At 62.5% G+C, this 21,814-nt stretch carries 20 protein-coding genes and 2 pseudogenes; 7 read left to right on the plus strand and 15 right to left on the minus strand.

Annotated elements, in window-relative coordinates:
• Positions 1–302: 302 nt before the first annotated feature.
• Positions 303–815: an OmpA family protein gene (locus tag AC1D0N_RS23285; protein WP_477248075.1), complete on the minus strand. Its 513-nt coding sequence runs from the start codon at positions 813–815 to the stop codon at positions 303–305.
• An 11-nt stretch (positions 816–826) separates the two neighbouring features.
• Complete coding sequence (locus AC1D0N_RS23290; protein WP_477248077.1) at positions 827–1,486, minus strand: L,D-transpeptidase; 660 nt, start codon at positions 1,484–1,486, stop codon at positions 827–829.
• Positions 1,487–1,902: 416 nt separating this feature from the next.
• Between AC1D0N_RS23290 and AC1D0N_RS23295 the strand changes: the two genes are divergently transcribed.
• Positions 1,903–3,672, plus strand: a complete 1,770-nt coding sequence (locus AC1D0N_RS23295) for a patatin-like phospholipase family protein (protein ID WP_477248354.1) — start codon at positions 1,903–1,905, stop codon at positions 3,670–3,672.
• Here the strand turns inward: AC1D0N_RS23295 and AC1D0N_RS23300 are convergent.
• The 5 genes and pseudogenes from AC1D0N_RS23300 to AC1D0N_RS23320 form a co-directional block, all read right to left on the minus strand.
• Positions 3,668–3,874: pseudogene (locus AC1D0N_RS23300) on the minus strand (ubiquinone-dependent pyruvate dehydrogenase); the annotation flags it as partial. The gene AC1D0N_RS23295 and the pseudogene AC1D0N_RS23300 sit on opposite strands and share 5 nt — an antisense overlap.
• A 247-nt stretch (positions 3,875–4,121) precedes the next feature.
• Positions 4,122–4,409 (minus strand): annotated as a pseudogene (locus tag AC1D0N_RS23305) (adenylate/guanylate cyclase domain-containing protein); the annotation flags it as partial.
• Positions 4,410–4,510: 101 nt separating this feature from the next.
• Positions 4,511–5,785: a GGDEF domain-containing protein gene (locus tag AC1D0N_RS23310; RefSeq protein WP_477248079.1), complete on the minus strand. Its 1,275-nt coding sequence runs from the start codon at positions 5,783–5,785 to the stop codon at positions 4,511–4,513.
• 180 nt (positions 5,786–5,965) lie between these two features.
• Positions 5,966–6,709, minus strand: coding sequence for an alpha/beta fold hydrolase (locus AC1D0N_RS23315; protein WP_477248081.1), 744 nt, complete (start codon positions 6,707–6,709; stop codon positions 5,966–5,968).
• 110 nt (positions 6,710–6,819) lie between these two features.
• On the minus strand, positions 6,820–8,364 hold the full coding sequence (locus AC1D0N_RS23320) for a bifunctional AfsR/SARP family transcriptional regulator/alpha/beta hydrolase (RefSeq protein WP_477248082.1): 1,545 nt from the start codon (positions 8,362–8,364) through the stop codon (positions 6,820–6,822).
• Positions 8,365–8,662: 298 nt separating this feature from the next.
• On the opposite strand from AC1D0N_RS23320, the gene AC1D0N_RS23325 reads away from it, so the two are divergent.
• Positions 8,663–9,205 carry a class I SAM-dependent methyltransferase gene (locus AC1D0N_RS23325; RefSeq protein WP_477248084.1) on the plus strand — a complete coding sequence of 181 codons (543 nt, stop codon included), beginning with the start codon at positions 8,663–8,665 and terminating at the stop codon, positions 9,203–9,205.
• Positions 9,206–9,213: 8 nt separating this feature from the next.
• Here the strand turns inward: AC1D0N_RS23325 and AC1D0N_RS23330 are convergent, their stop codons facing one another.
• From AC1D0N_RS23330 to AC1D0N_RS23350, 5 genes are all read right to left on the minus strand, one after another.
• The gene (locus AC1D0N_RS23330; protein WP_477248086.1) at positions 9,214–9,615 is read right to left on the minus strand and encodes a GFA family protein; all 402 of its coding nucleotides are present in this window, start codon (positions 9,613–9,615) and stop codon (positions 9,214–9,216) included.
• Between the two features lie 161 nt (positions 9,616–9,776).
• Complete coding sequence (add, locus tag AC1D0N_RS23335; RefSeq protein WP_477248088.1) at positions 9,777–10,769, minus strand: adenosine deaminase; 993 nt, start codon at positions 10,767–10,769, stop codon at positions 9,777–9,779.
• Positions 10,770–10,889: 120 nt separating this feature from the next.
• The gene (locus AC1D0N_RS23340) at positions 10,890–11,948 is read right to left on the minus strand and encodes a Gfo/Idh/MocA family protein (protein ID WP_477248090.1); all 1,059 of its coding nucleotides are present in this window, start codon (positions 11,946–11,948) and stop codon (positions 10,890–10,892) included.
• A 111-nt stretch (positions 11,949–12,059) separates the two neighbouring features.
• Entirely contained in the window at positions 12,060–12,845 is a 786-nt protein-coding gene (locus AC1D0N_RS23345) for a ThuA domain-containing protein (RefSeq protein ID WP_477248092.1), read from the minus strand.
• Positions 12,846–13,021: 176 nt separating this feature from the next.
• Positions 13,022–14,554 (minus strand): DUF2778 domain-containing protein, encoded by a 1,533-nt coding sequence (locus AC1D0N_RS23350; RefSeq protein WP_477248094.1) that lies wholly within the window; start codon positions 14,552–14,554, stop codon positions 13,022–13,024.
• 497 nt (positions 14,555–15,051) lie between these two features.
• On the opposite strand from AC1D0N_RS23350, the gene cueR reads away from it, so the two are divergent.
• The 3 genes from cueR to AC1D0N_RS23365 all read left to right on the plus strand — a co-directional run bounded on the left by cueR (position 15,052) and on the right by AC1D0N_RS23365 (position 16,177).
• The gene (gene cueR / locus AC1D0N_RS23355) at positions 15,052–15,444 is read left to right on the plus strand and encodes a Cu(I)-responsive transcriptional regulator (RefSeq protein WP_477248096.1); all 393 of its coding nucleotides are present in this window, start codon (positions 15,052–15,054) and stop codon (positions 15,442–15,444) included.
• A gap of 80 nt (positions 15,445–15,524) precedes the next feature.
• Positions 15,525–15,992 (plus strand): cytochrome c, encoded by a 468-nt coding sequence (locus AC1D0N_RS23360; RefSeq protein WP_477248098.1) that lies wholly within the window; start codon positions 15,525–15,527, stop codon positions 15,990–15,992.
• Positions 15,989–16,177, plus strand: a complete 189-nt coding sequence (locus AC1D0N_RS23365) for a hypothetical protein (RefSeq protein WP_477248100.1) — start codon at positions 15,989–15,991, stop codon at positions 16,175–16,177. The genes AC1D0N_RS23360 and AC1D0N_RS23365 overlap by 4 nt, the downstream gene beginning before the upstream one ends.
• A gap of 89 nt (positions 16,178–16,266) precedes the next feature.
• Here the strand turns inward: AC1D0N_RS23365 and AC1D0N_RS23370 are convergent, their stop codons facing one another.
• Both AC1D0N_RS23370 and AC1D0N_RS23375 read right to left on the minus strand, forming a co-directional pair.
• Positions 16,267–17,199: a dimethylarginine dimethylaminohydrolase family protein gene (locus AC1D0N_RS23370; RefSeq protein WP_477248102.1), complete on the minus strand. Its 933-nt coding sequence runs from the start codon at positions 17,197–17,199 to the stop codon at positions 16,267–16,269.
• Positions 17,200–17,220: 21 nt separating this feature from the next.
• Positions 17,221–18,822: a zinc-binding metallopeptidase family protein gene (locus AC1D0N_RS23375; protein WP_477248104.1), complete on the minus strand. Its 1,602-nt coding sequence runs from the start codon at positions 18,820–18,822 to the stop codon at positions 17,221–17,223.
• 83 nt (positions 18,823–18,905) lie between these two features.
• Between AC1D0N_RS23375 and AC1D0N_RS23380 the strand changes: the two genes are divergently transcribed.
• The gene (locus tag AC1D0N_RS23380; RefSeq protein ID WP_477248106.1) at positions 18,906–19,802 is read left to right on the plus strand and encodes a LysR substrate-binding domain-containing protein; all 897 of its coding nucleotides are present in this window, start codon (positions 18,906–18,908) and stop codon (positions 19,800–19,802) included.
• Positions 19,803–19,875: 73 nt separating this feature from the next.
• The gene (locus AC1D0N_RS23385) at positions 19,876–20,550 is read left to right on the plus strand and encodes a helix-turn-helix domain-containing protein (protein ID WP_477248108.1); all 675 of its coding nucleotides are present in this window, start codon (positions 19,876–19,878) and stop codon (positions 20,548–20,550) included.
• Between the two features lie 52 nt (positions 20,551–20,602).
• Here AC1D0N_RS23385 and AC1D0N_RS23390 read toward each other — a convergent pair whose 3' ends face one another.
• Positions 20,603–21,721, minus strand: a complete 1,119-nt coding sequence (locus AC1D0N_RS23390; protein ID WP_477248110.1) for an epoxide hydrolase family protein — start codon at positions 21,719–21,721, stop codon at positions 20,603–20,605.
• Between the last annotated feature and the right edge of the window lie 93 nt (positions 21,722–21,814).

Here is a 21,814-nt window from a genome sequence, read left to right on the forward strand (position 1 = left end):
CATGACGAACGTAGTCCTGCTGCGTATGCGGTCCCAGGCCCCGCATCAGCATGTCCTGCTGCATGCGCTGGCGAAGCGGCGTGATCGGAGCATCGGTCGACAGGGTAGCCATGGCAAGTTCCTCTCGTTGAAGGGAACTCCATGGTCGGATCGCGGTCTCTACCCGCTCAAGGCCTATGAATACCGCGCCATCTCAGAACAGGCGACACTCCCGCGAAGCGGGTTCGTGCATGAGGCGCAAAGCGGCCATGCCGCCGTCGCGCGTGAGGCTCTGATTTGGTGGCAAGCAAAACAGCAGCCCCCTACGACTCGTCCCTCTCATCGCGCAAATTGGACACAACGCGGCGGTTCTGCGACCTGCAGGCGTTGTCGGGGCAGTCGCGGACGAGCCTGTCCTTGCCGTAGCCCTTGGCCCACATGCGGTTGCGGTCTATGCCGCCGGCGGCGAGGTAGTTCATCACCGCATCGGCGCGCTGCTGCGCCAGCGCCGTTTCGCTTGCGCCGGGATCGTCGGCGAAACCCTGCAGCTTGAGCAGCCAGCGCGGATACTTTGACAGCCATGCGATCTGGGTGTCGAGGGTGGTCTTGGCAACAGAATCGAGCGCGGCCGAACCTTTCGTGAAATAGGTGCGGCGGCCGACATTGAGGATAAAATCCTCCTCGCTGCCCGGCTGCACGTTCTGGAAGCCGGCAATCTCGGCGTTGGTGACGTCGGGTGTGGGCGGGGTCAGCGTGTTGCTGGTCGAGCAGGATGCGGTCAGCACCAGCAGGCTGGCGGCGAGCAGCCGGCGCGTATTTTCAATCATGCGGTTCATGATGCGCCCAATCATTCGACAGTGGTGGAAGCGGGCGCCTGGTCGGCGATGTGCGGCAGGACCTCCACCGCGGTGCCGATCGGGCACCGCTGGTAGAGGTCGATGATGTCTTCCGGGAACATGCGGATGCAGCCGCTGGAAGCATCGGTGCCGATGCTCCATGGCTCCAGCGTGCCATGCAGGCGGTAGCCGATGTCGGCGCCGTCGCGGTACAGATAGAGCGCGCGCGGCCCGAGCGGATTGTTGGGCGCGCCGCCTTCGACCATGGGCGGCAGCTCCGGCCTGCGCTTACGCATTTCGGGGGGCGGGACCCATTGCGGCCACAGCGCGCGGCGGTCGATCGTCGCGCGGCCGTACCATTTGAAGCCCTCTTTGCCTACGCCGACGCCGTAGCGGATGGCGGTCTTGTTTTCCATGATGAGGTAGAGGAAGTGGTGACGGGTATCGACCACGACGGTGCCGACCGACTCGCTGCTGAAATACTTGACGATCTGGCGATGCCATCTCTTGTCGATCTTGGCGAAGTTGGTCTTGCGATAGACAAAATTGTTGTCGCTGGCGGTACCGGCGAAAAAGGATTTTGCCGTCGCGGCTTGAACAATATTGCCGGTTGCACCGACCGCGACCAGCGCCAAGCCGCCGAGCACGACACCCCTGCGTGACAAAACCATCGGCAATCCCCCCATGCCTTTAGCCTGACGGACCATAGTTGAGAATTATTTCGCCTCAAAGTGGAAAATGCTGCAGTTAGCCGAGAGCTGACCGCAGCTTCGGGCCTCGGATAGTCAGAAGCGTCCGCAGCGACGGCGCGCCTTCGAGATGGCCTGGCGAATCCCACCAGTTGCCGCGGATCGAACGCCTCGCAGATGCCATAGTGAAGCCAATGCTTCGCATAAGGGTCGGCACATCAGAATTTGATCCATAGACGGCGCCGGCCCGGCAATTTTGCGGTTCGGCTCGGATCGCGCCTTGCGATGCTGCAAACACGAGCGGTACAGGATACAATACCGAAGCGAATGCATTCCCCGGATGGCTCAAAATGTCCTCCGCCGACTCTCTCGCCGCGAGGTTAATGTCGGCGACATTGATGTTCGATCGTGCGTCGTTGCTGGCGCTCGAGGCTTTGGCTGCCGAATCCGACCGTCGGGTCCTAAGGCGCGGTGAGGTCCTGGTTCGTGAAGGCGATCCATCGGACAGGTTCTTCGTCGTCCTGTCCGGTCGCTTTACGGTACACAAAGGAGATCGGATTGGCTCGGTCGCAGAGATCGCGCAGGGTGAACTAGTCGGCGAAATTGGTTTCTTTGCAGGGCTGCCCCGTACGGCCACTGTCGTTGCAGCGCGCGATTCGATCGTCCTTGAAATCAGTCGTAGTCATTTCGAGAAGGCGGCCGAGGCTCTGCCGAACCTGAGAGAGGCGGTCACAATATCTCTGGCGCGCCGGTTCGCCACGCAATCTCCGATTTTGTCACGTCTCCAGAAACCTGCCAAAATCCGAACGCTTGCCATCATTGCAGCCGGCGGAAGTCGCATCTCACCGGTTTTCATCCGGCACCTACAGCAAGAGTTCGCCGCGGTCACGCGCGCTCAGTTCGTATCCCGGCTTGACGTCCACGCGAAGTTCGCAGGTCGTCCGATCGACGACCAGCCGGTCCTTAACTGGTTGAACGAACTGGAGGCGCAAGCTGAATTCGTTGTCTACGTCGCGGATGAAGAACCTAATGAATGGACACGAGTCTGCATTCGCCAGGCCGATACCGTCCTGCTGCTAGCGAACGCGTCCTCCTCGCCTCGCTTGAACACGTCCGAGGAATTGGCGCTATCGGTCCATCCACCATCGACCGGTCGGCTTGTCTTAATTCACGACAATCGCTCGGCTGCGGTCTCCGGCACCTCTGCGTGGCTCGATGAGCGCCCCCATGTCGGCCAGCATCATCATGTTGCGCTGGAGGACGCGTCTGATATCCAGCGCCTGGTCCGATTTATTTCCTGCAAGGCACGTGGCTTCGTGGCGGCGGGAGGTGGGTCCCTGGGCAGCGCCCATCTGGGCGTTTACAAGGCCTTCGTCGAGGCGGGCGGGCGCTTCGACTATCTCGGCGGGATGAGTTCCGGAGCGGCGATGATGGCCGGCTTCGCAAGAGGGCTGGACGCGGAGCAGATCGACCGCGGCACGCACAACGTATTTGTCAAGAGTCGGGCGTTTCGGCGCCCCACCTGGCCGCGTTTCGCGCTTCTGGATCACAAAGCCTTCGATCGAGCCCTTCGGGAGGAATACGGCGACGTTCTGATCGAAGATCTTTGGTTTCCGTTCTTTGCGCTTTCGAGCAATCTGAGCAGCCGTCAGCCCCATGTCCACCGTCGTGGAAAACTCTGGCAAGCCGTTCGGGCATCCGGCTCGCTCCCGGGTGTCCTGCCGCCGTTCTTTACGGCTGACGGCGATATGCTGGTGGACGGCGCCATCATGAACAATTTGCCGCTGGAACAGATGAGGGAACTCAAGACCGGCCCCAATGTCATCGTGAGCTTTGGGTCCAGTGCACCGCAAAAATACCACATCGACTATGACCGCATCCCCGGAAGATCGGAACTTGCGATCGCCCTGCTGAACCCTTTCGGCCGTGCCCGCCTGCCGCAGGTTCCGAGCATGCTTCAGGTTATTGCTGCGAGTATCCTGGCACACGGGCCGCAGGACATTGCCGCCGGCGACGAGGATGTCTTGGTCTGTCCGCAGGTTTCGAGCACCTTCATGGATTGGAGTCGGCATTCCGAGTTGTTTTCGGACGCCTACGACCGCACGGCGCAATGGATCGAGGAACGTCTCCGCCAGAACGACTCAGGGTTCAGGGCGGTGCTCGGTTGAGCAGGTCGGCGAGCGGATCGAGTTGAACGACGACCGGCTGTCGGATTGCGGGAGCGACGGGCGCCGAGAAAGGCGCCTCGTATTTCTGAATCGCAACGTCGCCAGGGATGACGACCACCGCCACACCGCGCCGCCCGATCGCGGTGCGGATCGCGGCCTCCAGCACCTCCGGTAGCTGCGATGGATGGGAAACCAGCTCGCAGACGATGCCGATCTGGATATCCAGGTCGCGCGCCAGGCGCCGCAGGTCGGCAACTGGCGCAACCGTGGCCCCCAGAACGGTCGTCGGCTATGTCTGCTTCTGGCTACCGCAAAAATGAACTCTATGACTGTATGAGGCGCGAAGCGGACATTCGGGTCCGCTCCCCTCAGGACGCCCAGTCGCGCCCGCGAAACCCATTGACGGCGGACAGGTGGAGGGCAAGCCGGCATCGGAGCTGCCCCCGCGACTAAAATCTCAATACCCAGGCTTCCACTTTTCCCTTGCCTTTGACTTCGATGGCGCCGCGCGGCTCGAAGACGAATTGGTCCTTGAGCTGTTCGTAGACGGGGCGCGTCACCTGAACAGAGTCGGGAACTCCGCCAGACTCCATGCGGCTCGCCAGGTTCACTGTGTCACCCCACAAATCATAGATGTACTTACTCTTCCCAATGACGCCGGCGACCACTGGCCCACTGTTGACGCCAACCCTGAGCTTCATCGAGATGTTGTGTTCCATCGCGTGCTCGCGGGTAAGCGTAGGAGTCAAAACTCAATATGTCGGCTGTTGCCGATGGCTGAGTTGGGTGAAGACGGGGCAGCGAAGCGACTCGTCTACCATCGCGTCACGGGCTGGCATCACCGCGTCGACTGAATCTGTTTGCGCCCGGACGACTCCGGCCTATGGAGCAGCACTCGGTTGCGGCCGGTTTGCTTGGCGAGATAGAGCGCCTCATCCGCCTGACGCTGTAACTGCTCCGGTGAGATGGCCTCGTCAGCCCTCTGAACGGCAACCCCAATGCTGAGGGTGACGCGCCGCGACACGCGGGATGCAGGATTGGGAAAAGCGGCGGCCTCAACGCTCTGGCGAATTCTCTCGGCCACAGAGATGGCCTCTTCATCGTCTACGCCAGGCAGAAGCACCAGGAATTCCTCGCCGCCGTATCGGGCCACAAGATCGTTGTCGCGCCTGACGTTTTCCTTGATAATGCGAGCGACCTCGACCAGACAGCGATCGCCCTCGGCATGGCCGAGGTGATCGTTCAGCTTCTTGAAATCATCAATGTCGCACATCAACATGGCGGCACCGCCGTGGCATGCTCCGCCATCGGCCCAAAGGAGGTCGAGCAGCTCTGTCATCCAGCGCCGGTTGGCAATGCCCGTGAGCGGATCGGTACTCGCCAGTTGCTGAAGCCGATCGTTCGCTTCCGCCAGTTCGGCGACTCTGCGTCGGTCACGAAGCTCAAACAGGAAGGTCTTCTGGGCGAGAATTGTCATGATGCGCCGCGCGGCGATCGTTGCGATGATCCCGCTGGTGAAAAACAGCGTCGCAGCCGCGGCGCTTCCAAATTCGATGCCCGGGTTCTGCAGCTGAAAAACGAGATAGAGACCGAGCGCCGAGGCGGCAATAGTCACAGTCCAGGCCAGCGGGATGCCGAAGATGATGATGGCTGTAATGGCCACGAACAGCATGATGTTCAGGTGCCGTTCGTAGAACTCGCCACCAGCGCTGACCCCGACCAGGGCGACTGACAACAAGATGAGGAACATGCCTGCAATCAGCGAAGCCCCCTGGAGCCAGGGCGCCTGCGGTTTTCGCCAGAGCAGGACGACAATCATGACGACGGGCGGAATGATGGCGCCAGGCAGGAGCATCGAGAACGCGATCGCCTTTGGAAGCATCAACATGTCGAGCGCCAGGGTCAGCACATCCAAAAATGCCACCCAGATCATCCAGGCCCGGATGATCTTCGCTGTTTGTGACCACACACGGGCTCGAAATAGGCGCTTGATCTCGCCTTTGAGGCGGATATCGCGCGTGCGGCGCGCCAGCTGCCGCTCGACTTCCGCAATTATGGCAGGATCATCCTGCACGTCGAGATGAATCCTATCCGACACAGTCGGCGGACCCATAAGCTGGTTTCACCTGGACATTCATCCGAGCCATCCGGTCGTCGGCCATGGGCAAGCATGTCAGGTGATCCTGAAGATTTGATTTATCAGGCCATTACAAAGTCCCTCAGCTTCCAACCGAGGAAATATCTCCTGCCTGCTGTCAGAACCGGCGAGGCAGCAGAGCAGGATTCTGAGGCACTAGAGCAGCGACAGAAACTCTTCCATGCGCGCGCATACCGGGTCGACCGCCAAAAACGCCTGGAAATGATTGCATCCGGCGAGTTCGAAATAGTCGGCGCCGGCAAAGGCTGCAAAATCACGAACCTTCCGACACAACGGATCGGCCTCTCCGCTGATGGCAAGTATCGGTCGATCAAAGCTGACGAGCGGTGCCGACCGATCGGCCCGATCAAGCGCTACGCATGCCCGCAAGGCCTCAAGATCATTGCATCTGAGCTGCCTGACGTTCCCGTCTGTCAACGGCCAGTTCTCGGTGCGCAGATACGAGATCCAGGGTTCCATGCCAACGTTCACGGCTGCCCGCAGCAGACGCAAATCCTGCCCGAAGGGATGCGCGCCGTTGACAACAAGCGAGCGCACCCGGTTCCGGTAGTGGGCGGCAAACGCCAGGGCAATCGTACCACCCAGAGAATGCCCGCAGATGTCTGCATCTACTGCCCCGATGTCATCCAGAACGGCCGCGACGTCTGTTGCGCATCGCCCGAGATCATACCAGTCGGGCACGTGCGGCTTGTCACTTCTGCCGTGACCGCGCCCGTCGATCAGTATCAGTTGCCGCCCAAATGCCACCAACCGCTCGACGTAGCCCACTTCACGCCAAATCGTGTGATCCGCTGTAAAGCCGTGCAGCAGCACCAACGGTCTTCCAGTCCCGACCACCTCATAGGCAATGCGGGTTCCGTCTTCCGAGACAGCAAACATGATCGCTCCTTTTGCCGGGCGCGCAATAACCTCTGCTTCACAACTGACATCAAGAGTTGTGAGCGCTACCCTGCACAGGGGGTGTCCCCTGGTCGTCCCCGGCTGAGCGATCAGCTGCGTCGTGCAATCGCGCCAATGCTATCGAGCAGCGGCTGCTGGTCGCCGACCCAGAACCAGTGATCGTTGCCGGCGACCTCGATGAACTTCGCGCCTGGGATGTTGGCGGCGAGGAAGCGCCCGGCTTCGATGCGCACGGCGCGGTCGCCGGAGCGGTGCAGAACAATCGTCCTTGCCGAAACTTTTGCAAGGAGATGACGGACATCGGTATCGCGTAGCGCTTCCAGCAGGCCCGCGACCGCGCCGGGACTGGAGGCTGCCCTGAGCAACCCAGCCCACCAGCTCTGCGCCTGGCGGTCTGCGGTCAGGCTTGGGGCGAAAGTTTCGATTTCCGCCGGGCCACCCCAACCGGCGAGCAGCCGTTGCTTCCACAGATCGTATTGCGCGACGGTCAGGGCAAAGGGATAGTCGGGTGCGCGACTGCCTTTCGCCAGGGAGCCCCACAGAACCAGACCGATCAGGCGATCAGAGTGGTTTACGGCAAAACGGACACAACCCGGGCCACCTTCTGACGCGCCGATGAGCAAGGCCCTTCGGCTGCCGGCCGCGTTCATGACCGCCAGAATATCCTGCGCTGTCGCTTCGACGGTCGGGCGGGCACCGACACGGTCGGAAAGTCCCATGCCTCGCCGGTCGAAAAGGATCAGGCGGCCAAGACGCGAAACCGCGGTGATCCAGGCACGGCAGCTCCTGTCTTCCCAGACCCTTTCGACATGCGAAATGAACCCCGGAACAAGCACGATGTCCATCGAGCCCTTGCCGACGATTTGGTAGGCGATATGGATGCCACCCACTTCGACATAGCGCGTTCTGGGCATGTCCAAGGTGGCATCGTGAGTTGGCCCATGCAGCATGGCAAGCGTTGTGGGGTCCGGCGCGATGCCGAGTTCGTCCCGCAGCAGCCTGACACAGGTTTCGGCCTGGCGCTCGGCTGCCGCCCTGTCCCCGGCCGTCAGGTGCGCACGGATCAGGTGACGGTGCGCGCTTTCGCTCAAAGGGTCCAACCTCGTCAGGCGCGTCGCATGCACTACCGCGGCGCGAGGCTCACCGCCGGCAATCTTCGCTTCGACGAGCCGCTCCAGCGCCTGTACCAGCCGGCTGCGCAGGGCCTCGCGTCTGAAGAAGACCCACTCCTCGAATTCCATGCAGTCCGGCAGAGAGAAGCCGGCGAGATAGTCGCCCTTATAGAGGTCAGCTGCCTGGTCGAGGGGACCGAGATCACAGGCATGCTCGAAAACCCTTGAGTCGACCTCAACGGACAGCGACGGATGCAGGCTTAGCGATGTTCCGCTGGCAGCGATAACCTCGCTGCCGAACGCGATGCGAATCTTATACAGCGTGCGCCGAAGTCGTGCGCGTGCGGCTTCCTCGTCGGTTTCGGGCCACAGGAGCGTGGCTGCGACCTCACGCGCCACAGGCCCAGCGGCCTCGGCGAGGTAGATTAGGAGCGCTGCCGCCTTGCGCAAGGCAAGTTCCACCCGCCGCCCGTTCAGACGGAACTCCGGAAAACCCAGAAGTCGGAACTGCAATCGCTCCATGGATCCGTATGTGCCGGGCGGGGACGTTGAGGGGACGCAGACCTTCTACCTATCCCCACGATGTTGGGCCGATGTGGCCCGTCTGAAGACAGACTTGGAGCGATAAATGTCACTGGTCAATACTCTCACCCATCATTGCACGTCCGCGGCTGTTGCCGAAGATGGCGGCCTTATCGACTCTCGACAGGGAGGCTGAGATATGTGCCAATCCTGTCTCTCCTGGTACGCACGCTGCGTTGCTCCCTACTTCGTCCACGCCGGCTGTTCGGCCAACGCATTCGCGCACATGCGAAGGCACATGATCCCACAGGCAGAGGGCATTGTTGTGGAAGTCGGCTTCGGGTCCGGCCTGAACCTTCCCTACTACGATTCCGCCAAAGTGGAGCGGCTGGTGGGCGTCGATCCCGACGGCACGATGCTCGGCTTGGCCGAACCGAAGAGCCGTTCCATGCCGTTCGATGTCGAATGCCTCCGGGCCCGCGGCGAGACCCTGCCATTGGCCGATGATTTTGCCGACACGGTCGTCGTCACCTACGCTTTCTGCACCATTCCGGACCCTGAGGCGGCGCTGAGCGAAATCCGGCGCATCTTGAAGTCCACGGGCCGGCTGATCTTCATCGAGCACGGCCAGGCCGATGGGCCGCGTTGCCGCAGGTGGCAGGAGCGCCTGAACCGGATGTGGGGAGCGCTTGCCGGCGGCTGCCACCTCAATCGCGACCCATTAGGTCTGATTGACGGGGCCGGCTTTAGGCTCGTTCATGAGGAGCGAACGCGATTTCCGCTGCTCTTCTGGCAGCTCGGAAGTCACTACGCCGGGGTCGCAGTCCCACCGGCAGGTTGACTGCGTCTTCAGCCGAGCCTTGCCAAAGGCTCGGCTTTGATCTCGACCCACTCGCAGCGCCTGGTGTCGTGGTAGAAGGATTGGAAGGGCGGCGGGAACGACGGATCGGCGAAGGCGCCCACGGGAATGGCGATCAGGCCGGGCTGGGTGTCGATCCGGTAGTGAACATTGGTGCCGCAATCCGGGCAGAAACTGTAGATGACGCGGCCGCCCTGGTCGCCAATGCGGGTGAACTCCGCAGCTCGCCCCTGGACCGATACGTCACCCTCCACGAAGCGGACATTGTAGCTGAAGGCGCTGCCGGTGCGGCGTTTGCAGTCCAGGCAGTGGCATACCGAGATGCGTACGGGTTCGCCCGAGCAGACGGCTGAAAGCTGGCCGCAGGAACATTCGGCGCGGTGCGTTGTCATGGCTGGCTCCTTTCAGCTCCGCCCGTTTCTCTTGCGAGACCAACGAGAGATCGAGGACCTTATGCAGTTCGGCGGCGTGGCGGAAGGACGCTTTGGGCCGCTGAGCTTCGCCTCGTCAGGCGCTTCGGCGCCCTCTCGGATACGGTCGACAGCGGCCTTTGTCATGCCTGCCAGGCCGCGAGATCCGCCAGACTTTTCGCCTTCACCGCGGGATCGGCATAACTTGCGCGCAGCGATGTCGCAGCGAGCTGGCGGATGGTTTCAGCGTCCCACGCGAAGGCCTCGGCGCAGGCGGCATAAGATGCTTCGAGGGTCGTGTCGAGCAGCGCCGGATCATCTGTGTTAATCGAGACGGGGACGCCGGCCTTGCGCAGGGCATCGATCGGATGTTCGGCAAGCGACGGATAGACGCCGAGCGCCACGTTGGAGATCGGGCAGATGCCCAGGGGAATCTGCCTCTGCGCCAGCAAGTCGACAAGCTCCGGGTCCTCGATCGCCCGGACACCGTGGTCGATGCGGTCGGCGCCAAGCAGTTCGATTGCGTCGCGAACGCCCTCCGGGCCGCTCGACTCGCCCGCATGGACGGTGCGCCGCAGACCCGCCGCCGCAGCACGGCGAAACGCCTCGGCGAAGCGTGGGCCGGTGCGGCCGGCAGCCGCCTCATTCCCGTCGACCGAAAGCGCAACGACCCGCTTGTGCCTGATCTCGCTCAGCAACTCCACCAGTCCGATGGCCTCCGCCGCCGACTGGGTGCGAAGCAGGCTGACGCAAAGCCCGACCGGCGGGTGCCCGTCCTGCTCGGCGGCCGCAAAACCGGCATCGAACGCGTCGATCATCCCGGGGATGTTGCCTTGCCAATGAGGCCAGTGTGTGGGGTTGACGATGACGTCGGCGTAACGCACACCGCTCTTGCCCATGCGCTGCGCAAACTTGTAGGCCGTGGTGGCCAGTTGCTCGCGCGTCCGAAATGTCCCGCACAGCCAGTCGAGCATCTCGAGGAAGCTCTTCAAATCGTGTGCCTCGAAGAGCCTGTCACGCGGTGCACGCAGCGGAATGCCCGCTTGTTCGCAATTCCTGATCACATCGTCGGCCTCGAAGCAGCCCTCGACGTGGATGTGCACTTCGGCTTTCGGTAACCCGATGTAGTCGGTCAATGACGCCTCCCGTGTTCGCAGGCGCCATCAGATCATGAAACGGCTGGTTCCCATTTCAAGAAATGATTGAAAGAATTGCGCGTGGTCCGTGAGATCGGCGCCGCCTCGCCGAATCCAAGCCTACTGCGTGTCGGCGTTTGCCCTCAGTTCAGTCCGCTTGGCGTCGGAGACGACGGCAAGGTCGAGCACCTTCTGCAATTCGGCCGCATGGTGGAATGATGGTTCGGCCTGGACACCGCTGTTCACCGCATCGACAAAGCGCTGGTAGTTGGTCGGCACCGTGCCGGCATCGAGCACCTGCCATTTGGCCGTCTCGATGTTCTCGCCCAGGCACGCTTTCAACTCCGAGCCTTCCAGATTGTGCACGACTTCGATGCCGCCCTTGTCGCCATAGATGCGCAGGCGCAGTTCGTTCATATGGCCGGTTGCCCAGCGGCTGGCATGGACGACGCCGAAGGCGCCGTTCGAAAAATCCAGCGCCATGGTGAAACTGTCATTTGCGTCGAGGTCGTATTCGCCGATGCGGTTGCCGGGCGCCTTGTCAAAGGCTTTCAGCCGGCAGAACACGTGGTCGATGTCGAGCGCGGCGCCATAGCTGGCGAAATCGAGGATGTGGATACCGACATCGCCGAGAACGCCATTGGAGCCGTGGCTGCGCGACAGGCGCCAGAGCCATTTCGGATCGGTGCGCCAGTCGCCCCAGAATTTGGACACCAGCCAGCTCTGCAGATAGGACGCCTCGACATGCCTGATCTCGCCAATGTCGCCGGCAAGCACCATGGCGCGCGCCTTCTGCAGTGCCGCGACATTGCGATAGGTCAGGTTGACCATGTTGATGATGCCGACCCGTTTGGCGGCGTCGGCCATCTCACTGGCCTTCTCGAAGTTTTCGGCCAGCGGCTTCTCGCACATGACGGGCTTGCCGGCGGCGATCAGCGCCATGGTGGTCGGATGGTGGATGCGATCGGGCGTCACATTCGTCACCGCGTCGAACTTGCCCCATGCCAGCGCGTCCTCCAGCGCGGTGAAGCGGTTGGGGATGCCGAAGCCGTCGGAAAATTCATCGACGCGTTTGGCGTCGACATCGACGGCGCCGACCAGTTCAACGCCCTTGATCTTGCCGAATTGCCTGGCGTGTTCCTGAGCCATCCAGCCGGTGCCGAGTATCAAAAGTCGCATTTTGTTGCACTCCGAGCGAATTGGTTCGATTCAATGAGATGGGACGGATGTGGTCTAGGTGTTATTTTTACGCAAATCCAGACGGAAAGCCGCTGTTCCCTCTTACCGGGTTTAGCGGAAGCCGGCCTCACCCGAGGCGTGCAGCTTGCCGCCGCGCTCGACGATTGGTTCCAGCGCCTTGTCGACCGGCACGTTCGGCGCGTCCAGGATTGCGGGCTTGGTGCCCTGCGGGTTGTGCGCCCAGTTCACGGCGTTGCGCAGCACCTTCTGGACATTGGCGTCGTGATAGGTCGGATAGGTCTCGTGGCCGGGCCTGAAATAGAAGATGTTGCCCGCGCCCCTTCTGTAGGTCAGCCCCGAGCGGAAGACTTCACCGCCTTGGAACCACGAGATGAAGACCGTTTCCAGCGGCTCCGGCACAGCGAACTGCTCGCCATACATTTCCTCGTTTTCGAGTTCGAAATACTCGCCCACCCCGGCAGCGATCGGGTGGCTCGGGCTTGTCACCCACAGCCGCTCGCGCTCGCCGGCCTCGCGCCATTTCAGCGTGCAGGGCGTGCCCATCAGCCGCTTGAAGATTTTTGAGAAATGGCCGGAATGCAGGACGATCAGCCCCATGCCTTCCCAGACCCGGCGCGCCACACGCTCGACCACTTCGTCGGCGACGGCGCCATGGTCCTTGTGGCCCCACCACACCAGCACATCGGTTTGTGCAAGACGGTCGGCCGGCAGACCATGTTCGGGCTGCTCGAGGGTTGCCCAGGACGCTGATATGTTGGGGTCGGCCTTCAACGCGTTGGCGATGGTCGCATGCATCCCCTCGGGGTAGATGCCGGCGACCACCTCGTTTGTCCGCTCATGGATATTCTCGCCCCAAACGACAGTGCGTATTGTCATGATATCCTCTTGATCGTTTGAAGCTGGAGCCGCCGCGATCCACTCATAGTATCCTCAGCCGCAATTGAAAACGCTTTCAATGCCGGCTGCTGACAATTGGGTGGAAAGGCGTTGGATGGAGACCATGAAATATCATGGTCAAACAGGATGATAGCGGATCACCCTGCCAAAATGATTCAGGCGCCGCGCCCGTCCTGGGCGACCTGCGTCAAGGGCTTGGACATGCGCGGCACCACGACGAGGCGCTTGATCTTGCCCTTCTTGTAGGCGGCGAGGAAGCGGGCATAGTCCTTGAAGACGACGCAGCCATTGGATTCGGCACGACCGCCGCGCAGCATGTAGGTGTGGGCAAGCAGGCCGTTGCGCCCATATTTGTTGTTGCCGCCCACCGGTGTGAGGCGGATCGCCTCGACGCCGTGGAAGCGCGATTCACGCAGCTTCAGGTCATATGTATCGGGCGGCGTCGGACCAGTGTTCTTGCGGTCGACATAGCGCGGCTGGTCGACCATCGCACCCAGCCCGGAATGCGCCTCGAGCCGCGAACCATCGGGCATGTAGACGGTCTTGGCCGAGATGTCATAGATGGCGACGCCATTGCCCATGCTGGGCTTGGTGAACAGGTTGCGGAAGACTCCACCCGAGCCGCGCTCGGGCATGTCGGGCTTGGCATAGGCCAGCATCTCGGCGGCCTGGGCCTTCGACCGCTTGGTGGGCTTGCCCTGGCTGCTCTGCTTGCCCTGGCTGCCTATGGTTGGCACGATCGGCTGTGACGAACTGCGCATCGACTGCACGCCGGGCAGCGCGTCGACCGTCGGCGCGTCGGCGGTCTGGACCATGGTTGTCTGGGCCTTTGCCGCCCTGGGCGATTGGGGCTTGGCCGGAGCTTCGGCCTTGGGGGCCTTGGCCGGCTGATCGATTTCCGCCTGCGGACGCCGGCCCGGCAACGGCATGTTGTCAGGCAGGTCATCCTGTGGCGGCAGCGAGGCCAGCTGAACTTCACCCGGCTGCGGCTCCTGCGGCGCAACAGGGTCCACCGTCGCCAGCGCAACCGATGGCGTCACATCGACAGACACTTCCGGCAAGGTATTGGCAAGCGCCAGCGCCAAGCGGGACGAGCGTTCGATTTCCGCGACCTCCGGCCCGAAGCGCGCCGGTGCCGGACCGTGCTTGTCCGGCATACGCACCGGCTCGGCAAAGCGAGCGTCCGTCGGCAGGCTGGCAAGCATGAAGGGGGCGCCAGAGGGGTGGGAAGCGGCGCGGGCGAAGGCGTCAGCCAGCTTTTGCGGCGACAGTTTCGCTTTCGCCACCACGCCGTCGAAACGCGCGTCACGCGGCGTGACCTGTGCAATGGCATTTGGGGCGACTGCAGCCGGCGCGGTGCTGGTTGAAGCCGCCGGCCTCAGCCTTGCCATCTTGCCGTCATGCGCGAAGCTGGACGCCAGGCGCAGGCAAGCGGCGTCGCATTGATTGAGCAGGGCCACCTGGCGCTGCCGGCTTGCGGCGAGCGCCGGCGCCCATGAATTGGCAAGGGCGCGCCGGGAATCGGCGAGCGCGACGGTGCGCGGCAGAGCCAGACTTTGCGGAAGACTGTCGGAAGCGGCGGTGAGCGAGGTCCCCACCGAATAGAGGCCGGCCATGGTCGCCACCGACCACAAAACGACCGCGGCGCCAACGGCCGGAATCGCGACCCAGCTCAGGCGGGGCCTCATCGAAGTCAACCCGGAAACTGGATTGTCACCCCGGTCTTTCAAACGCACAAACGCCATACAACCACTCTCAATCGGCTGCCGGCTGCGGTCTTGCAGCCGTGACGATCACAGTTCGCCTTGGTGCCCCCTGCACCCTTCGCGTCTGTTGCCGATTGATTCAAAAGATGGACAAGTTTGGTTAACCAATCACTCTATCGGTCGCCGATTGCACTGCGATCGATGCCAAAAAGCGTCCTCCCCGGCCGTCAAAATGGCCTAAATCCTCTCCGTAGCCGACTTTGCTGCCCGTTTTTGCGTCCCGAGTCAAGGAACCGCAGCTGTAGGATTTTTGCCGGAGCCATTGCAGAGGGACAGCACCGAGGCTCGTGAGGAGGCCGCTGCCACGGCGGATGGGGCGAAAAATGGCGGCTTGATGACGCTGAAGAAGACCGCGACGGCGTGTTGACCTTCCAGTGGCTGGAAGGTCTATTCTCCTCGGCAAAAGGAGATTTCCAGCCATGAACATAGGCCTCGCGTCCGAAAAATCCGGCCTGCCTTCGAAGACGATACGCTACTATGAGGACATCGGCTTGCTGCGCCCGGCCCGGACAGACAACGGCTATCGTGACTACTCGGCGGCAGATATCCACCGCTTGCGCTTCCTGCAGCGCTCGCGCAGCCTGGGGTTTTCGGTCGATGAGTGCCGCCAACTGCTGTCGCTCTATCAAGACAAGGACCGCGAGAGCGCCGATGTAAAGGCCGTCGCACAAGCCAAACTGGTGGAGATCGACAGGAAGATCGCCGAACTGACCGGACTGCGGCATCTGCTGCATCATCTGGTCGACCACTGCCACGGCGACGAGCGGCCGGACTGCCCGATCATCGACGAGCTGGCCGGCCTGGTTCAGTGAGACCTGCCGCCATCGCCGCGATGTTGGCGTTTGCCTGCGCTTCGGTGGCTGGCGCCGCTGCTGGCAGCGAGGCAATCGTCATGGCGCGCCAAGCCTCAATGAAGGAGATGGCAGCAGCAGCCAAGACGATCGCCGGGATGTTCGATGGCAGACAAGCCTATGACGCTACGGCCTTCAAGGCGGCGGCGGAAACCATCCGCGCCCGCACCGGCCCTGCCCTCATTGCCGAATTTCCCGGCGCCTCATTGGGCGCGCCTTCGGGCGCCAGGCTGGAGATTGATCAGGCACGACCGGAGTTCGAGGCGCTGGCCCGTCACATCGGGACGCTGGCAAGCGCTCTGGCCAAGAAGGCCGGGCGAGCGCCAGCCGGCATCACCGACGACATGAGGATGGGTTCCGGCCTGGTGATGGGCGGCGGCAGCTTGCTCGGCAAGCGGCCGGGCGCCGTGGAAGCCGATCCCGCCAAACTGCCGGCGGAGCATCTCCTGCACCTCATCCTGCAGGATTGCTCGAGCTGTCACTCAAAGTTCCGGCAAAAGATTGAATGATGGTCGATCTTGCGAGACCCAGCGAGCTGACCGTCGCGACAAAAAAAGCCCCGCCGTTCAAACCCGGCGAGGTCAATGCGAATACAGCACCCTTGCCCTCAAGCTACGCTCAAGGCACCTTCGATGCGCCGCCGGCAGCAAGCGATCCGAGCTTTCCCGCCTTGCGCAGCTCAGGCTTTTCGTAGGTTCTTTTCATAGATTCTCTCCTCGACTATGCAGAGAGTCTCCACTTCTGAGGCCATTGTGTCAATGTAGCGGAGTTCGGAAGCCCCCCTCAGGCCGGTTCGCGCTTCAGCGCCTGCGCCATGCAGTGGATGCCGCCGCCGGTTTTCGAGATCTCGCTCATGTCGATCGCCGCCACCTCGAAGCCGCGCGCCTTGAGCTGGCCGATCAGCGTCTGGCTCGAAGTCGGCGCGATGACCCTGTCCTTGCCCAGCGACATGAAGTTGCTGCCGAGCGCCATCGTGTCCTGGAACGGCACGTCGATGATCTCGTGGCCCTTGCCCTTCAGCCAGTCGACGATGCCGGGCTCGGTGCAGGCGAGACAGACCGCGGTCAGTTTTTCCGCGATCGGCACCACCATCAGGTCGATATGGACATAGTATTCGTCGATGAAGGCGATGCGGGTTTCCCAGCCTTCCTTGTCGAACCAGGCCTGGACCTGGCGGGCGCCCTCTTCCTGCGTGCGGGCGCCGCCGCAGCCGATCAGCACCACGCCCTCCTCGATGACGTTGAAGTCGCCGCCCTCGAAGGTGCCAGCAGTCACCATGTCGTAGATCGGGATGCCGAGTTTTTCATAGGTGCGGATCGCCGCATAATTCTCGCCGCGCCGCCACCAGTTGGCCATGGCGGTGATGAAGGCGCCATAAGGCGTCATGACGCTGGAATCTCTGGAATAGACCTGCATCGGCAGTTCCGGCGTCGGCTCGTGCCAGTGGATGTTGACGCCGAAATGCTCGTAGGCGGCGACCAGATCCTTGTGCTGCGCCTGGGCGATCTGAACGTTGCAGGGAGCTTCGCGCAGATGCTTGCGCGAAAGTGAGCTGGTCGAGAGATGGCGCAGGAAATTCGGCGAGCCGAGCAACACGTCGGTCAGCACATCGGTCTCGTTGGCAAAGCCCCATGATGTCAGCGGCTTGGTGCCGCCGGCGGCGTTGCGGCGCTGCAGCGAAAAAGGCTCGGCGACGATGCGGTCATGAACGGTCATGGGGTTCTCCTCGTGTTTTGATCAGGTGGCTTGGTCGGGTTGGCTGCTCGGTATCCACCAGTCGCGTCCACGCGCGGTGGTGATATATTCCGGCCAGCGAAAATGGATCGGCGGGTCGTAGTCGCAAAGCGGCGCGATCCAGTTGGCGCCGCCAATGCCGCCGCCGGTGCGGGCCACGAATTCATCCATCGCCGCATCGCGGGCGGCCTTGTCTTCCAGAAGGCGAAGGGCTGAAAGCGCGACCGTTTTGGCAGCGCAACTGACCATTGGATCGATCGTCGCCGAAATGCCGCCCAGCGCATTCATTGCCCAGGCCGGACAGGCGTGGCCATTTGTCGAGCGCAGCGCCGGCCGGGCGACGTAGAAGCGGGCCGTCGGCGCGTGCCAGCTCATGTCGGTGTAGTCGTCCGAGGTCGAGTTTGTCTGCGACGGCGGCAGGTCGCGGCGCAGGATTGCTTCCGCCGCCTGCGGTTCGATCAGCCGCTCCAGTTCGTCGATGAAAGGGTTCTCCGTCGCGGTGCCACCGGCACTGACCTGGATTTCGCGGGCGATGGTCTTGGCCGCCTCGTCCCAGCGCGGCGGACCGACGCTCGACAGCGCCTCATAGGCAATCGTTGCCATGGCGTGGTTGGCCAGCCCCGGCCGCGACTTCGACACCCAGTGCCGCTCGTGCCGGCAGCCGCTCATTGCGGCAGCAGCTTCGGCATTGCGGTCGAGCACGGCGGTGACCTGCTCGGCCATTGCAAGCGTCGGCACGCGGATCATGTACTGGATCTCGGCCAGCCCAGCCGGCAGGTTGTCGGCGGTGGCTTGCCCCGCGGTCAGGATCGCCTCGCTGATCGACCAGCCACCCTGATGCGGCAGCATGGAATCGCGCAGCGCTTTGGAGGCCATGTACATCATCATCAGCGCGTCGTTTGCGCCGGGCGCGCGCACCGCCGAATGCGCCTGCGGTATGGGTGCAGCGTCGCCTGCGCGAACCCATTTTTCGGGTTCGTCGCAGACAAAGCGGTAGATCATCGCGTAGGCAGCCCCGCAATGCGTGTCCCAGCGCGCCGTGTTGCAGAGCGGCAGCATGTAGAAGGGGTGGAAGGAGATCATGCCGGCGAGGCCATCATAATAGCCCTTGGCCGCATGGATCGGCTTCGATCCCCTCACCTTCTCCGCCGGCTCGCCGGTGAAGCGCAAGGTGCCGGCAATGCCGTGGCGCTGCATCGCCGCCTTGGTGGCCAAAAGTCCGCCGAGGCTGGCGATGCCCAGACCCGAATGCGGATCGGTATGGCCGCCGGCCTCGCTACCGAGGCCCGGTCGCGGCCGCTTCACTGTCGCCGCATCCTGGCAATTGCCGGGCACGGCATCATATTCGGCATACATGCCGATGGTCGGGCCGGGGCCGTTGCTCCAGTGGGCGCAGAACGCGGTCGGCATGCCGCCCGAGCCTTCCTCGACGGAAAAGCCCTCGTGCTTCAGCCGCGCCACATACCAGGCGGCGGACTGGTATTCGCGCCAGGCGGTCTCGCCGAAGTCGAAGATGGTGCGCGTCCACACCGACAGCGACGGCTGGATGCCGTCGAGGCAGGCAAGCGCGGTGGCTTGCGCCGAAGTGGTCACCGCTTTCTCCATGGCCAAAAGAAAGCAGTGAAGCGGCCTGTCAAAAAGTGATATGTTTTCCCGGCTCGTGCAAATTCGGTTCACCTGAGGAGCTTTTGCGAATACCGTCCACTCAAGCGCTGCGCGCTCTCGACAGCTTCGCCCGCCACGGCAGCGTCTGGCGCGCCGCCGACGAACTGCACCTGACCCGCAGCGCCGTCAGCCACCAGCTTCGCCTGCTGGAGCGCGACCTCGGCTTCGACCTCCTGGAGCGCATCGGCAAGGGTGTGGCGCTGACGCCGCGCGGCCAGCGCTATGCCAGCGACGTGCGCAAGGCGCTGACCGTGCTGGGCGACGCAGTAACGCGCCATGCCGGCACTGGCGTCGGCGGCTCGTTCAGCGTCTCCTGCACGCCGGGCTTCGCTTCGCTCTTCTTATGCACCCACATCGGCGAGTTCCGGCAGATGTACCCTGACGTCGCGCTGCGCATCCTGACGCCGCGGCGGCTTGACGACGTCAGCAACCCGGACGCCGACGCCTTCATCGCCTTCGGCGTCGGCAACTGGCCGAACCGTGCGGTCGAGCTTCTGTGCGAGATTTCCTTCACGCCGCTGTGCAGCCCGACCCTGCTCAACAAGGTCGGCGGCTTTTCCAAGCCCGCCGACGTGCTGCGCGCCAATCTTCTCCACCTCGGCGACACCGAGGACTGGGCGCGTTGGCTGGCGCTGTCCAAGGTGGAAAACCCCGACACCGAAGGCGGTATCTTCTTCTCGGACATGAACCTCGTGTTTTCGGCGGCGATCGCCGGCCAGGGCATCGCCATGGGTGACGAGTTGACCAGCCGCCGGGCACTGAGCGAGGGCCGTCTGGTGCGCCCCTTCGACATCGCGATCAAATCGCCGCGGTCGTATTTCCTGGTTTCGGAGCACGCCAAGGCGAGCCATCCGGTGCTGGTGGCGTTCGGGGGGTGGCTGAGGTCGAAACTGTCGGAGAACAGGGTCGAGCCGTATTGAGGCGGGCCGGCGCTATTGCGACGGATGCGGATTGGCAGGGTAATCTCGAACGTACTTTAACACGCTGACAGGCATGACACAGAAACATACGCATCGCTCCTCGCCCCATCCCTGGATCGACAGGGTTTGGCAGACGGTCTGCCTGACGGACGGGATCTACAGAGCGACTCCCGATGGCTCCTGGGACCTGATCCTGAGTGTCTCGCCCGATGGGCGACCGACGATCTTCCTGAGCGGGCAGGCCACCGAGCCGGTCGATGTTCCCTACCTGGCCGGCGAACATTCAGTGGTCATATCCTTTGCAGCCCATGTCTACCTTGCGACGGACAAGGAGGTCAGAACCGGCGCAGCGATACGCTTGCTGCCGGTCGAGGGCGAGGTCTTTCGGCTTGACGGTGTTGAACTTCCGTTGCCGAGCTTCGGCAATGCCGAACAGCTTACCGAGATGATGGTTGCGGCAAATCTGTTGCAATCCAATGACCTGGTCGCCAAGGCATTCACCGAGAGGCCCAAGGCTGCCTCGACCCGGTCGGTTCAGCAACATTTCAAGAAGACGACCGGCATCACCCAGAAGGATTTTCAACTGATCAGGCGAGCGCAGGAGGCTGTAAGGCGGCTGAAACTGGGCGACGCCTCAGCTTCCGTTGCAGCTGATCTCGGCTACACCGACCAACCGCACATGATCAAGTCCATCAAGAAAATCATGGGTCACCTGCCCTCTAATCTCGACCCGGTCCATAAAATCTGAACACCGGAACAAGACAGACTTGCCCCGGTGTCCACAAGCACGAAACCGCGCGTCATTTGTTGAGAAGCGCCGCGAACCGCCTGATGTCGCCGGCATAAAACGCCGGGTCCTCCCAGGCTGCGAAATGGCCGGCAGTCTCCATGTCGTGGAACTGAACCACATTGCCGGAGGTCTGACGGTCCGCCCATTCGCGCGGCAGCCGCACACCGCCCGGGATTGGCGCCTCGGTCGCCACGGCGACCGGTACCTTGGTGTCCAGCCCCTTGATGGTTGGCGGCTGCATGGCGTTCTGACTGTAGATGCGAAACGATGAGGCCGCTGTTTCGGTCAACCAGGTGATCATGATGTTGGTGAGCAATTCGTCACGTCCGAACCGCGCATCCGCATCGTCTCCCAGTCCCATGCCGGCCATGAAGCTCATGATCCATGCGGCGAGGCCAACAGGTGAATCATTCATGGCGAAGGCCAGACTTTGCGGTTTGGTGGCCTGCACGAGATTGAACGCGCCATGGGCGAAGAACCATCGCTGAATTGCGCCCGCATAGGCTTGCTCCGGCTGGCTCAGCGAGGCGAAATCGGTCGTGTGGTCGGGATAGCCGATATCCGTGACGTGATAACCCAAAAGCTTTTCCGGATGCCGCTGGGCCAGCGACATGGCAATCACGGAGCCTCCATCGCCGCCGGCGGCGATGAATTTGCCATAGCCAAGCACTTCCGTCATGAGCTTTGCGAAGATGTCCGTGACCTTGTCCATCGGCAGTGCGGTCTTGCCGGAGAAACCGGTTCCCGGGATCGACGGCACGACGACGTGAAAATCCTCCGACAGCGGCTCGATCACCTTATGGTAGCGGTAGAAGGTATCAGGCCAGCCGTGCAGCAGAAGCAGCGGTGTTGCATCCTTCTTCTTCGAAGGGTGATGCACGAAGTGGAGTTCGACTCCATCGACGTCGACCTTGAAATTGTTGAGCGCGTTTATGGCTGCCTCGGCCTTGCGCCAGTCATAGCCATTGATCCAATGGTCGGTCAGCCGCTTCATGTAGGCCAGGTTTGGACCGAGCATCCAGCCGGCATCCGCAGGCTCATCCGGCCAACGCGTATGCTCAAGGCGAATCTTGAGGTCGGCAAGCTGCGATTCAGGGATGGCGACGGTGAAGGGGGTCGGGGTGGCCATGGACGTTTTCTCCTCTTGAAAATTCTCGCCGTTTCCGCAGTCGTTTCTCGGCTGCGTTGATGTGACCAACCTATGGGCAATGGCGGAAAACCG

Source organism: Mesorhizobium sp. P2_E10 (genome assembly GCF_056404235.1).